The 14728-nt window shown below is 36.6% G+C and carries 10 protein-coding genes; 8 read left to right on the forward strand and 2 right to left on the reverse strand.

Annotated elements, in window-relative coordinates; translation table 11 throughout:
- Positions 1–280: 280 nt before the first annotated feature.
- Positions 281–2326 (reverse strand): molybdopterin oxidoreductase family protein, encoded by a 2046-nt coding sequence (locus tag ACFYKX_RS07635; RefSeq protein ID WP_389359687.1) that lies wholly within the window; start codon positions 2324–2326, stop codon positions 281–283.
- Positions 2327–2508: 182 nt separating this feature from the next.
- Here ACFYKX_RS07635 and ACFYKX_RS07640 point away from each other — a divergent pair, with 182 nt between their 5' ends.
- From ACFYKX_RS07640 to ACFYKX_RS07670, 7 genes are all read left to right on the forward strand, one after another.
- Complete coding sequence (locus tag ACFYKX_RS07640; RefSeq protein WP_389359689.1) at positions 2509–3990, forward strand: PAS domain-containing sensor histidine kinase; 1482 nt, start codon at positions 2509–2511, stop codon at positions 3988–3990.
- A 180-nt stretch (positions 3991–4170) separates the two neighbouring features.
- Positions 4171–5652, forward strand: a complete 1482-nt coding sequence (locus ACFYKX_RS07645; RefSeq protein WP_389359691.1) for a PAS domain-containing sensor histidine kinase — start codon at positions 4171–4173, stop codon at positions 5650–5652.
- On the forward strand, positions 5649–6299 hold the full coding sequence (locus ACFYKX_RS07650) for a response regulator transcription factor (protein WP_389359693.1): 651 nt from the start codon (positions 5649–5651) through the stop codon (positions 6297–6299). Before ACFYKX_RS07645 ends, ACFYKX_RS07650 begins: the two co-directional genes overlap by 4 nt.
- Positions 6300–6555: 256 nt before the next feature.
- Positions 6556–7272: an ABC transporter ATP-binding protein gene (locus tag ACFYKX_RS07655; protein ID WP_389359695.1), complete on the forward strand. Its 717-nt coding sequence runs from the start codon at positions 6556–6558 to the stop codon at positions 7270–7272.
- Entirely contained in the window at positions 7244–9730 is a 2487-nt protein-coding gene (locus tag ACFYKX_RS07660) for an FtsX-like permease family protein (protein ID WP_389359697.1), read from the forward strand. Before ACFYKX_RS07655 ends, ACFYKX_RS07660 begins: the two co-directional genes overlap by 29 nt.
- Positions 9723–10529: a hypothetical protein gene (locus ACFYKX_RS07665; protein WP_389359699.1), complete on the forward strand. Its 807-nt coding sequence runs from the start codon at positions 9723–9725 to the stop codon at positions 10527–10529. The genes ACFYKX_RS07660 and ACFYKX_RS07665 overlap by 8 nt, the downstream gene beginning before the upstream one ends.
- Before the next feature lie 51 nt (positions 10530–10580).
- Positions 10581–12374, forward strand: coding sequence for an ABC transporter ATP-binding protein (locus ACFYKX_RS07670; protein WP_389359701.1), 1794 nt, complete (start codon positions 10581–10583; stop codon positions 12372–12374).
- 44 nt (positions 12375–12418) lie between these two features.
- On the opposite strand, the gene ACFYKX_RS07675 is transcribed toward ACFYKX_RS07670, so the two are convergent.
- Positions 12419–13147, reverse strand: coding sequence for a MurR/RpiR family transcriptional regulator (locus ACFYKX_RS07675; protein WP_389359703.1), 729 nt, complete (start codon positions 13145–13147; stop codon positions 12419–12421).
- A gap of 190 nt (positions 13148–13337) precedes the next feature.
- Here ACFYKX_RS07675 and ACFYKX_RS07680 point away from each other — a divergent pair, with 190 nt between their 5' ends.
- Positions 13338–14666 (forward strand): 6-phospho-beta-glucosidase, encoded by a 1329-nt coding sequence (locus ACFYKX_RS07680; protein WP_389359705.1) that lies wholly within the window; start codon positions 13338–13340, stop codon positions 14664–14666.
- Positions 14667–14728: the final 62 nt, after the last annotated feature.

The raw sequence follows: 14728 nt of genomic DNA on the forward strand, positions 1-14728 counted from the left end.
GAACTGTCCGGTTTTTATCTTTTAGGTTGAAAATGTCTGTTAGTCTAGTATTGTAACTGTGAAAAAATTAAATACAGGATTTTTCTATCGGGTGAACCTCGTAAAAAATGTCGAATAATCGATAAATTGAAAAATTCGAACAAAAAAATTCATTTTTCAAAGATAAAAAGAAAAAACGTTATTTTCGAATAAAATAATAAATGTACTGATTAAAACATACAGAAAAAGCTAAAATGTAGACCAACGAAAAAGAACCAGACAATACCTGGTTCTTTTTCTATTAAACTACCTTTTCTACATCTACTCTACCTGAAAAGAATGTAGCACCATTTCCCATATCAGCGACACGATCAGGGGTCAAGGTGTTTACTAGTTGCTTTGTCCCTGGTAAATCAGCCCATAGTCCTTGAGTAACGGCTACTCCAGGAAGCACGCTTTCACCAACTGAAGCTTTGAGGATACATTCTCCTCGATTGTTCCACACCCGTACTTGATCTCCGTCTGTAATTCCTCTTACTAAGGCGTCCTTTTTACTAATAAACACACGAGGTTCTTTTTCAAGTGTAATATGTTTTTTATTGTTAGAGAAGGTCGAGTTCAAGTAATTATGATTCGGACCAGGTACAAATAATAAAGGGTAGTCACCATCATCTTCCACAAGTGGGATATAAGTTGGAAGTGGAGGATATCCATCCTTTTCCATCTGTTCAGAGTAGAGTTCGATTTTTCCGCTGGGAGTTAATAATTTCCCAACTACAATTTGTGTTACATTCGCCTTTACATATTTTTCTTCAGATAGTCTTTCAAAAGTAATACCCTCGAAGTGTGGATTTCTCTTGTAATCTAGGGCCTGGGTAATCATCTCAACTTCCGAATCAAATAAGCTGGAATCCACATATCCCATTGCCTCAGCTAGTAATTGGAACACTTCGACATTGGACTTAGATTCGCCATACTTTTCAATAGCTGGTTCTTGTATTTGAATATAGTGATGCCAGTACGATGTATAAAAGTCTGTGTTTTCAAATGCAGATGTTGCTGGAAGGATAATATCAGCGTATTTTGCCGTTTCTGTTAAAAATAAATCATGAACGACAATGAATAGATCCTCTCGTTCTAGGCCTTTTTTTACTTTATTAACTTCTGGCGTAACAACTGCAGGGTTAGTCCCGTATACATACATGGATTTAACTGGTGGATCTAGTTCTAATAATGCTTGACCAAGTAGGTTCATGTTGATAACTCGAGTATCTTTATTTTTTAACAGATCAGGACGTTGAAGGATTTCCGCATTATGAGCTAAGTACCCTTTATTGGATTTTATTGCTCCGCCACCTTTGACAAGCCATTGTCCAGTTAGAGCAGGGAGACACGCAATTGTTCGAATACACATTCCACCATTATCGTGATGTTGTGGACCATTTCCAATACGAATAAAGGAAGGGGAGGTATTACCATACATACGAGCGAGTTTATATATATCCTCTACTGGAACACCTGTAATATTTGAAACAGTGACGGGGTCATATTGAACAACATGTTCACGTAACTCCTTATATCCAACTGTATAGTTCTGTAAAAAATCCACATCAGCCATTTCTTCTGCAAACAAAATGTGCATCATTCCGAGTGCCAGAGCTGCATCCGTTCCTGGCTGGATAGGAATAAACCAATCAGCAAATTGTCCTGTTTGATTCTTGTGAACATCAATGACAACGATCTTTGCACCATTTTTACGGGCTTTCTGGGCGAGAGCAATCTGATGCATATTGGTGCTTACTGCATTAATTCCCCAGAAAATAATTAGTTTTGATTCAACCGTTTCTTCTGGGTCAATTCCAAAGCTACCACCCATCGTATATTTATAGCCTTGTGCACCAGCAGCCGAACAAATTGAACGATCAAGCTGGGATGCTCCTAGCCGGTTGAAAAAACGTCGGTCCATTCCCTCAGCACTAAGATTTCCCATGTTCCCATAAAAACTATATGGGAGGATACTTTCAGGGCCGTAGTCTTTTATAAGTTTCTTCCATTGGTAAGTAATGGTTTCAATGGCTTCTTCCCAGCTAATTTCCTCAAAAACTCCTTCTCCTTTTACGCCAGTACGCTTAAGAGGATGTTTTAAACGATTTGGATCATAAATTCGCTCTGTCATATTCCGAACTTTATTGCAAATATTTCCTTTAGTTACAGGGTGATTAGGATCTCCTTGCATCTTTATAATTTTCCCATCCTGTTTATGTACCAGCAAACCACATTGATCTGGGCAGTCAAGAGAACAAACAGAAGGGAATACGCCAGTTGGTTCGTTCACAAAAGAATTCATGAAGCTAAAACTCCTTTCGGCCAGTCATATATTAATAGCTTATCATGTATGTTATGTACATGATTAATATAATAAAAGATTGGGAATAGTTAGGCAATTAAATTTAATTAATGAGTTCACAAAATGGATCTATACTGTAGAATGTAACTTAAGGAAAATTTATCCTAATGGGGGTGTGTATATTGGAGACAGTAAGCCAGTTTAACTGGGGATTTGAACTGATTACAAAGCATATGATGGATATCCTATTAATTGTTGATAGGAATCAATCAATTATTTTTGCCACACCTTCTATAGAATCGATGTTAGGTTATTCCATTGAGGGAGTAATAGGGAAAAACGCATTTGAATTTCTTCACCCTGAGGACAAGAATGAATTAATTAAATCGCATCAAGAGGTTATACGTCTTCAACAATCTGTTACAAATGAATATAGAGCCTACGATAGTAAAGGTAATATTAAATATTTAGAATCTCGAGTAATGCCAGTTCCTAATCATCCTGAGCAAATTGTTGCTGTTACGATAAGAGATGTTACACTCCGTAAAAATATTGAAAATGAGATACAGAATAGAAGAAATAGGTATCAATTACTACAAAATAGCTTGAAATCCTATTCGCAGGAAGTATCAAATACGATGAGGCTATCCGAGCTTGAAGTTAAACTTGTTAAAGAACTAGAAACGGTTATTACAAATTCAGAACCCAAAGTTATCATTTATAACCGTGAAAGCGAAACTTTTGTAGGGGATTCTTCTTTAAAGATGTGCATCTCCCATTTAACGGTTGGTAAGCAAAAAGCGTTTGATGATCGAGTGTTTATCTTAATAGGTGATCGTAATCATCTATCTTATTTTCTTACAATTGATGCAGCAGCAATTGAAGATAAAATGGAAAGTATCTATGTTGATACATTGGTCTATTATACGGTAATGGTCTTTGAGAGTTTGAGTGTAATTGAGAATTTAATGAATCAATTAGAAACAGCTCTCAAATGGAAGGAAAGGCCACAATGGATCTCAAGGCTTTTATTTAACTTATCTGAGAAACAAAGATTAGAGTTGTCTAGCAATTTACATCATACAGTCTTATTAGACCAATTCACTTTATACAGAAGGCTAGAAGTCATTCTTAAGGAGCAAAGCTTTAACCGAGAAGTTAAGGAGGAGCTTATTGATGTTAGTCAGGGGCTGCTAGATTCCATTCATCAAATTAAAATAACTTGCAATGACCTACGACCACCCTTATTACGGGAAATTGGATTAGTTAGTGCACTAGAGAATATTTTTGAGTTTACACAGGTTTCTTCAACCTATAAAATAGCATTTACGACAAAAAACACTTCAAATCTTTCTTTAGATGACGAACAAACAATAGGAATCTATCGAGTTGTTCAAGAGTTGCTTAACAATGCTACCAAACATTCAGAGGCAACGAATTTACATTTTCATTTGTCACAACTAGAGGATCAACTAATCCTTCAATATTTAGATAATGGAAAAGGGTTTAATGAATCTGGAATTACTCCATCCTTTAATAGCATGGGGATTTCTGGTATGAGAGAGAGGGTGCAAAGTTTAAACGGTAGTATAAAATTCCACTCAAAACCAGGAGAGGGACTCTTAGTGCGAATCAAGATTCCTTCAAGGAAAATTACTCTATGAGTCTAACTATTATGAAATAAAACCATCCACGGTGGTTTTATTTTTTTATATGTACCATTAGTACAGACTTTACCCCAAGAAAAAATCGTTCGCACGCAATAATTTTTCGGGCTAAGTTTGTTTAATTCATTGTAAACTTAATTTAAATATCATTCAGGCAGAATACTAGGTGGTGTAGTAATGGAATTGGAAGAAACGTACCGTCAGATATTTAAACTGATGCTAAATGAAACGACGGTCATGCTTTACATTGTGAATCGTGACCGCCATATGGTTTTTTCGACACCTAACATGAGTGAGATTAGTGGTTATAGCCTTGAGGAACTACGAGGTATGGACACTTTCACTATGGTTCATCCGGATGACTTAGAACATTTGAAACAAAGGCATATGAACCTGCTTGCGTCCCAAACAAATAATTCTACGGAATTCCGAATTGTGAATAAGAATGGGGACGTGCGTTATGTAGAATGTAAAACAACCCCCCTTCCAGATACAGAAGACTATCTCCAAGTTGTCTCAACAAGGGATAATTCAGAGAGAAAATTAATGGAGATGGAACTCGAAAGACAAAAGAGTCGGTACGAAGTTTTACAAAATAGCTTGAAAAACTTTTCGCAAGACTTAACTGCTGTTATGAAATTAGCTGACCTTGAAGAAAGATTGTTAAAAGAGGTTAAGACCATTCTTCCCGAATCTAAACCAAAACTATTATTGATATGTACTGGGGAGACTGAAGAATTTGCTGAATCAAGACCAAATATAGATGAATTATCAATAGGAAAAATAGTAACTACGAATGATCAATTACTGATTAAGATAGGTGAATATCAGAATAATGTATATGTTCTATCAGTATCAGCAGGCGACATTAAAGAAGAAATGGAATCAATTTGGCTAGAAACTCTATCATTTTATACTGTGATGGTTATGGATAATTTAAATGTCATAGCCAATTTAATTGACGAATTGGATTCGGCATTAAAGAAAACGGAGACACCACAATGGGTGTTGAGGTTGTTGTTCAACCTCCAGGAACAACAGCGATTAACTCTATCTAGTGATCTACATGACACCGTGTTGCAGGAACAAATATACCTATATAGAAAAATGGAGTCTCTAATCAATCGTTATGATTTTGGAAGTGAGGATAAATCCAAACTCATTGAAATTGAACAGGGGTTATTAGACAACATTCATCAACTACGAATGACATGTAATGAGCTACGTCCCCCGTTGTTAAGGGAGCTAGGACTTGAAAGGGCTTTGGAGAACTTATTTGAACATATTCAGGTTTCATCTACGTATAAAATTATTTTTACCTCCAAAATGATTCCAAGTGTACCATTGGATGAAGAGCAAACCATTGGAATATACAGAATTGTTCAGGAACTTCTTAAAAATGCAGATAGTCATTCAAAAGCCTCTTTAATCCACTTCGATATTCATTTTGAAGATGCCCTATTCAAAATGGTTTACAACGATAATGGGGTAGGTTTCGGTCAAGACAGTCTCAAGCCTTCATTTAATAAATTAGGATTAACGAGTATTACACAAAGGGCCAAAAGCCTGGGTGGGAATTTTGAATTTTTGTCAGAGCCAGGAAATGGGCTTAAAGCATCACTGGAAGTTCCGATTACGAAGGAAAGGAGTCAATTATGATTAACATCCTTATTGTTGATGACCATTTATCTATCATAGAAGGTACAAAGATGCTGCTCGAACAGGAGCCTGATTTTAATATTACGGTTGAAAGCAGCTCTTTAAATGCAATGAATCTTATTAAGCTAAATTCGTATGATATATTACTCTTTGATTTATACATGCCACACCTAAACGGTCTTGAATTATCAAAGCAAGCCTTAGCATATAATCCTGAGCTGGTTGTGTTAATTTACACAGGATTTGACATAAAGCCCCATTTTAACTTGTTAGTTGAAGCAGGAGTATCAGGCTTTTTATCCAAGACCTCTTCAAGGGATGAGCTTGTAGTAGGAATAAGAAGCGCATTGAAAAAGCAAGTAATCCTTCCACTTTCACTAGTCAGAGAGTTAAAAAGGCCAGGAATCATATCAGATGGTACAACCAGCAATCAAAAAGTGATTTTAACTTCATTAGAAGAACAGATTCTCCTTGAGCTTTCCAAAGGTAAGAGTACGAGGGAAATTGCAACTAGCTTGTCTATGAGTCAAAGATCTCTAGAATATAACTTAACAGCCCTTTACCAAAAATTTGGAGTAAGAACAAGGGTCGATACTATAGCTAAAGCAAAAACTCTGGGCCTAATTCCAGAGGAAGAGCTAAAGTGAATAAGGTCAGTAAACTGTCAGGAATACCCTCCTGGCAGTTTTTTTTATGGTGAATTTCATCTGCTTTTTGTTTTTGAATACAATGAGCTCAATAATTGCTGCGATCATCGGCTGTACCCCAAAATCTTGCGGGGGTCCTCCAAAACAGTGCGGAAGTCCTCCAAAAAGTGTGCGGTTTAGGTAATAGCTAAACTCAGTACAATGAGGATGTATAAAACGAATCAAACAGCAAAATCAAAAAATGGAGGAATTCTTTATGATTTCTATATCAAATGTATCAAAGGTTTATTCATTAGAATCTGGTGATTTTTATGCTCTTAAAAACAACAATATCAACATTGAAAAAGGAGAATTTGTAGCAATAATGGGTCCGAGTGGATCGGGGAAGAGTACACTTCTTCAATTATTGGGAGGGCTCGATACACCGACATCCGGAAAAGTAACGGTTGATGGAGTTGAGTTGAATGCACTCAATGAGAAAGAACGTACTCTATTCCGACGCACAAAGGTAGGCTTTGTATTTCAAAACTATCAATTGTTACCAATGATGACCGTCGGAGAAAACATAGCACTATCCCTATCAGCCAACAATACAAGTCAATCTGAAATAAAGTCCACCGTTCAAAAATTAATTGTGGATGTAAACCTTGAAGGAAAGGAACCACAATTCCCTTCTCAATTAAGTGGTGGGCAACAGCAAAGGGTAGCTATAGCGAGGGCTATAGCCATGAAGCCAAGGTTAATTCTAGCCGATGAACCGACTGGAAACCTAGATCAAAAAAATGGGATAGACATTTTAAAACTCCTCTCAAAACTTAACAAAGAAGAACAAATTACGATTGTGATGGTTACCCATGACCTACAGGCAGCACAAATAGCAGACCGAATTATTGTCGTCCAAGATGGACTAATTATAGATGAAGAAAACAAGGGAGGTTATAGAAATGAAACAGTGGCAGATCGCATGGCGTAACTTGATGAGAAGAAAGCTTCGAACTTTTCTTACCATCATGTCGATTGTCATAGGAGTGGCTTCAACATTTGCTGTAATTGCAGCCGTTGATTCTGCAGAAAAGTCGTTTCCTATTTATCTTAAAGAGGCCTTTGCCAAAGCTGACTTTAGTTTATCAGGTACCGAAGCTTATTTTTCAGAAGAGGTTCTTAGGGAAATAGAGAATAACAGTGATTCGACTTCCATCGCAATGTTGAAGGAGAATACAAAGCTTGTTACTAAAGAGGAAGGAATCTCTTCAATTCAAAAAAGAGTCGTGCTAACGGGTTATAGCCAGCTCGATACCTCGGTTACAAAATTTAAAGTCATTGAAGGAGATTTAACCACAGACGGAGCGGTTATAACGGATCGGACGGCAAAAGTATGGGGCTCAAAGATTGGGGATACCATTTCTTTTGATACGGACCAAGGAGTAAAGCAAATAAAAATTACTGCAATCGTCAAGTATACACAGGAGCTAATGGGGCCATCTAGTTGGAATATGGCTAAATATCACCATTGGGCTGTGGCTGTTCCTCTTCCAGTAATTCAAGACTGGTTTGAATTAAATGGAAAAATTCAAAATGTGTTAGTTAAAGCCGAAAGTACCGAAAAATTAAAAGCAGTAGAGCATGAATTAGAACACATTGTTAAGCATCATGAAGGTATATATATGCAGCCAATTGTGGTTAATTTCGATCTCCAGTTCAAAGATTTAGACACATTCTTCCTAGCTCTCTATATGGCAGGTTTTCTCGGAATTGCTCTAAGTGCTTTCATTATATTTAATTCCTTATACGTGAGCGTTAAGGAACGAAAGAATGAATTCGCGGTTCTAAAGACCATTGGTTATACGCCAGGTCAATTACAAAAGATGGTACTCTCTGAGGTTATTCTCCTTGCTTTGATAGGAACTGTTTCTGGTCTAATAATCGGCTATGGTCTCGCGACCGGACTTAAATCACTGGTATTTATGCTCTTTGGAGTCCGAGATCAAAGCGGAATGGTCATTACAACTGGAGTAATCGTTTCTATTGTGGCCGGATTCATCATTCCGATCTTGGCTTCGTGGTACCCAATTAGAAATGTGGGTAAGATCAGTGTTATTGAAGCACTAAAGGAAAACAAAGCAAAATCCAATGGAACAAATAAGTGGCTAGGATTTATAGGAACCTTACTTATTGGAGCTAGTTTTCTAATTGATCATCTGCTCTTAGTTTTACCTCTAATGGTAGGAATTGCTTTAATATTCCCTTATTTATTTAAGATGTTCGGGTTTGTGTTAAAAGGGATATATCGTATTTTCTTTAAATTTCCAGGTGATATGGCTATAAGAAATTTAAATCGTAATCTCTCTCGTACCTCAATGACTTCTGTTGTCCTTTGTCTAGGTATAGCCATGATTGTCCTGATGAGTTCACTAAACTCTGCTCTATTACAAACATACGAAAGAGTCATTCATTCCTCTTACGGTGGAAACCTTGATGTTATGTTTCACCATATTGAAAAGGAAGACCTCAGTATTCTTAAAAATACGAAAGGGGTAGCAGATGCTGAAACTTACTCTTTACAATTTGTAACCTGGACCCTAAATAGTGAAAAGCGAATGATTCCAGTATTTGGAGTAGGGGAAGAATGGATAGATCGTTTCCCATTATTTACTGGGGATAAAGGAACACATAGCAAACTGATAAAGAGCTTGAAGCAAGATGAAATTATCTTAGATAGAATCTCATTTGGAGTATGGGGTGGGAAAATTGGTGAAACGGTCACTCTAGACGCATTAGATGGTCCAAAATCGTTTAAGGTTGTTGCAGTCGTGGACACGATGAAAAACAGGGGTTATAGCGCTTTTATGAACGAAGATCATTTTAAAGAGAGTATTGGAGTGAAATATGAAAGAAATGCATTAGTGATTAAGGATGAAAAAACAAGTCCATTACAACTGCGGGAGAACATCTATGGGCAATTTGGTGAACGAGTAGAAGAAATGTGGGGTCCTGAGGATTGGGTAAGTGTAATTGGTGGTACGATTACGGGATCATTCAGCATTGTTAACGCTCTTGTTGTTCTTGCCATCATTGTTTCAGGAATCGGAATTACAAACACACTATTAATTAATATTATGGAGAGGATTCGGGAAATTGGAATGATGCGGGCAGTTGGGGTCACCAGAGGTCAAATCATTAAAATGATATTACTAGAAGGCTTTGGTATAGGTCTTGCTGCAACTGTTATCGGAATTGGATTTGGAATCCTGCTACTCTATATGTCTTCAGGTCTGGTAGCAATCAATTCTTTAACATTTGAATTCGGGGTTTCCCCAATCATAATTATGTTAATCTTCTTATTTGGTATTGTTGTTAGCTTAGTTTCTAGTTTTACACCATCAAGGAAAGCTGCAAAGACTCCATTAAATGAGGCGTTGAGATATGAATAAGCTGGTGTTATTTTTGTTGCTAATTTCCTCTCTTCTATTTACTGCTTGTGGAAGTGGTCAATCCTGGGAAAAAGAAGAGGAAACTATTGAGGTAAGTAATAGGATTATATCGGATGATGTTAACGTAGAATGGGAGCTTGTTGAAAAACAAGCTTCCGATGAAGAAACATTAATCCGTTTAAAAATCTCTTATAACGGTATTCCCATTCAGGATTTTGATGTAAACCATGAAAAGCTACTTCATTTAATAATTGTAAGCGAGGATTTATCCTATTTTAATCACATTCATCCTGAATACTTGGGTGACGGTGTGTTTGAAATTACAAATCAATTTCCAGCTGGAGGTAAGTACAGAATGGTCGCTGACTTTAAACCGACTGATGGGAGCTCTGTAAGCAAATTAGAGTGGATTAATGTTAAAGGAAAAGTTGCTGAGCCAGTACCAATAAATGTAGATAACGTTTTTGAAAGGGTAGTGGATAAAAAACACGTGTCTATGTCGATAGAGCCTCAGATTGAGGCTGGAAAAGAGCTTACAATGAAATTCTCTCTAACAGATGAAATTACTAGACAGCCAATTTCCAACCTTGAACCGTATTTAGGTTCAATCGGGCATGTTGTGGTGTTATCAGAGGATGGAGAACGTTACCTGCATGTCCATGCTTTGGAGAATCAGGGAACAGGACCGGATGCTCTTTTTGAAACAGAATTTCCGGAAAGTGGTGTTTACAAAGTTTGGGGGCAATTCCAAAAGGACGGTCAAGTATTTACTGTATCTTATGTTGTTAAGGTACCATGAGAATTTGGGCGGAAATCTTTTCCGCCCTAAAATTAAGGGGGTGTGATTCTTTTGAGTGAATATAGATTGTTTTTTCCTTATGTGAAAGAACAGTTAAAGTTATATATTTTTGGATTTATAGGGAGTTTGTTTCGGTTTTTAATTCCTCTTTCAGTGCCATTAATTATTAAATATATTTTTGATCATTTGCTACAAAACAAGGGGCTTTCTTATTCAGACAAAATAGAAGAGTTATTATCAATTGCTGTAATCATGCTAGTAATCTTTCTTTTGTTAAGAGCGCCAATGGAATACGCAAGGCAGTACTTTATGCATAAGGCCAATAATAATATTATTAAGAGTCTCCGAATAGATGCATTTAAGAAGGTACATTCTCTAGACGCAAAATACTTTACAGAAAATAAGAGTGGAGAAATTGGAACACGATTTTTCGATGATATTGAAAAAATAAGAGGCTTTATGACTGCGGCATTCTCAAACATTTGGATAGAGATAGTTGTACTAGTTTGTGTTATAGGGGTTATGCTTACGTTAAATATTCAGCTTACAGTTCTTGCAGTGTTATTAGTAGGATTTCAGTTTCTTATCGCACATCTTCTTTCAAGAAGATTAAAAGACTCAACACGGAATATGATGAACTTTCGCTCCGTCTTAAGTGGATTTATTTTTGAAAAAATACAAGGCGCGATTATAGCAAAGTTATTCTCGTCAGAAAAGAGAGATCAAAAGGATTTACATCGACATTTGGATGCTTATGAAGTACTAACAGAAAAAAATAGTAGAATTAATGCAATCATGCTATCGTCTGTTAATGTCCTAAGTGATTTGACTCCGTTTGTGATTGTGCTTGTTGCTAGTCTTTTTGTTATAGAAGGCCGGTTAACATTAGGGAGTCTAATTGCATTTTTCGCTTATGTAGATAAAATGAGAAGTCCTGTTGCTGCTTTGGTACAGGCAATCCCCACTATTACGGAGGGGAGAGTTGCACTAAAAAGAATTTTTGACTTTTTCAACACCCCACAAACAATTAAAGAACAAGAAAATCCCGTAGAACTTAAGAATTTCTCCAAGGAGATTAAGTTCCAGAAAGTTTCTTTTTCTTACAATAAAGATAAGAAGATACTAAACAATGTCTCTTTCACACTTGAGAAAGGAAAAACCTACGCCTTTGTTGGTGAGAGCGGTGGAGGTAAGAGTACCATTTTACAGCTATTAACGAGGATGTATGATACTAACAGCGGCGAAATATTAATAGATGGAGTAAATATTAAAGAGTATTCCTTGTTAAGCTTAAGGAACCATATGGGAATCGTCACACAAGACAACTTTCTATATAGCTCTTCTGTTAAGGAGAATTTATTGACGGCAAAATTCGATGCAACTGATTTTGAAATTATTTCTGCAACTCAAAAGGCATTTGCCCATGATTTCATTTCAATGCTTCCCAAAGGGTATGAAACAGAAATTGGGGAGAGAGGAGTGAAGTTATCTGGAGGACAGAAACAAAGAGTTTCCCTTGCACGTGTCTTTTTAAAGAATCCATCTATCATTATTTTGGATGAAGCGACTAGTGCACTAGATAACGAGAGTGAAAAGTTAGTACAGTCATCAATAAACTCATTAGATAATGAAAAAACAATAATCATGATCGCACACAGGCTTACTACCATCCTCCATGCAGATACCATCTTTGTAGTGAAAAACGGTGAAATCATTGAGAGTGGTAACCACCAAAGTCTACTTTCCTTAAATGGATATTATAAAGAGTTATATACGAAGCAGGCCGAGCAAAATGAAGCTGACAAACAAACAAATGAAAATGTGCGGTCTAGGAAAATTTCATAAAACTAACCGACCCAGTCTAGTTAGGAGGAAGGCCGGTTTCTACATTAATTTTCTGAAAGCTTATGCACCTCACGCGCCGTTTCCTCTAAAATGTAGACAACGGGAATTTGCGTTGTAATATTCGAGGTTTTATACCATTCTTCAGTAACATAGTAAGAAATATTAATGTCTGCCATTTTTGCAATGGGACTATGTTTATTATTTGTAATGCTTATAATGTTACTTCCCTTTTGTTTTAATTGGTTCAAATGGGAAATGGTAAAGCTATTTTCTCCGGATACAGATAGAGCAATTGTTGTACTGTTATGAAGGTAATTAGCATGAATTGGAATATAAGGGTCTTTAACATACATGGAAAACTTCCCTAGACTTGAAAAATAGCGTGCTCCATATTCAGCTAATATCCCAGAACTACCAGTGCCTATAAAAATGACATTATCAGATTTTACAATTAGGGATGCTGCATCTTTAATAACTGTTTCAAAATTTCCTTTTAACGTACGTTCCATAAACTCAGAGAGGGAGTATTGACTGCTTTTAACCTGGCTTTCTTTCGTCTTATCTAAATAAAGTTTTAACTTTACTTTAAATTCTGAAAAGCCCTCACAGTTTAATTTCCGACAGAATCTCAGTATGGTGGAGGTCGATACATGGGTCTCATCAGCCAAATCACGGATCCGCATATATATGACTTTATCAGCATTTTTAATAATGTAATTATATAAAGAGGTTTCTAATTCGTTAAAAGACGATATCATTTCGCTTGTAAACATAGTCATTTTTCTCCTATTAGAAAGGTAATAAGACTAATCATATCATATCTTGGAACAAGGTGTTACTCTCATGTAACAAGTACCTTTCAACGGAATAAAAATCTAAATGGCATATTGCTATTCCCGATTGTTAGTTAAGCTATTACAATTTAACTGTAAATAAAAAATTCATTTTTGGAGGTTTTCCAAGATGTCAAAAGGAATTAAGATTGTAACTATCGGCGGTGGATCTAGTTATACACCAGAATTAGTAGAAGGTTTTATCAAGCGTTATGATGAGCTACCAGTAAGAGAACTTTGGTTAGTTGATATAGAAGAAGGTAAAGAGAAGTTAGAAATCGTAGGAAACCTAGCTAAGCGTATGGTTGAAAAAGCAGGACTTCCGATTGAGGTTCATTTAACAATAGATCGAAGAGAGGCACTTAAAGGTGCTGATTTCGTTACAACACAATTCCGTGTAGGACTATTAGCTGCACGTGCAAAAGATGAAAGAATTCCTTTAAAATATAATGTTATTGGTCAAGAAACAAATGGACCAGGAGGCTTATTTAAAGGTCTTCGTACAATCCCTGTTATCCTTGATATTTGTAAAGACATTGAAGAGCTTTGCCCAGACGCTTGGTTAGTAAACTTTACAAACCCAGCTGGAATGGTAACAGAAGCGGTATTACGTTATAGCAATATTAAAAAGGTAGTAGGTTTATGTAATGTTCCGATCGGAATGCGTATGGGAATCGCAAAAGCTTTAGATGTGGATGCAAGCCGAGTACAAGTAAATTTTGCAGGTTTAAACCACATGGTATATGGTCTTGATACGTTCCTTGATGGTGTAAGCGTACAAGAACAAGTGATTGAAGCAATGGCAAATCCTGATAACGCAATGACGATGAAAAATATTTCTGGCCTATCATGGGAGCCTGACTTCATTCGTGCTCTTGGGGTAATTCCATGTGGATACCACCGTTATTACTACAAGACAGACGAGATGCTTCAAGAAGAATTAGAAAAAGCAGATACAGAAGGAACTCGTGCTGAAGTCGTTCAAAAATTAGAAACTGAACTATTTGAGCTATACAAAGATCCAAACCTAGATATTAAGCCACCACAATTAGAAAAACGTGGAGGAGCATACTACAGTGATGCTGCTTGTAGCTTAATTAACTCTATCTATAATGATAAGAGAGACATTCAGCCGGTGAACACACGTAACAATGGTGCGATTGCTAGCATTGAAGACGACTCCGCAGTTGAAGTAAACTGTGTCATCACAAAAGATGGCCCTAAACCTATCTCAGTTGGAGACCTTCCAGTGGCAGCAAGAGGTCTAGTACAACAAATCAAGTCATTTGAACGTGTAGCTGCAGAAGCGGCTGTAACAGGTGATTACAATACAGCTTTACTTGCAATGACGATTAACCCACTTGTTCCATCTGATAAAGTCGCAAAACAAATCTTAGATGAAATGTTAGAAGCACACAAAGAACATTTACCACAGTTTTTCAATAAGGTTGAAGCTTAATATCGATAATTGAGGTGTCCCAGTAGATTGGGGCATCTTTTTTATCTCGGTAAGGTTGATTA

This window comes from Cytobacillus spartinae, from assembly GCF_042865285.1.
In the GTDB taxonomy this organism is placed as follows: domain Bacteria; phylum Bacillota; class Bacilli; order Bacillales; family Cytobacillaceae; genus Robertmurraya_A; species Robertmurraya_A spartinae.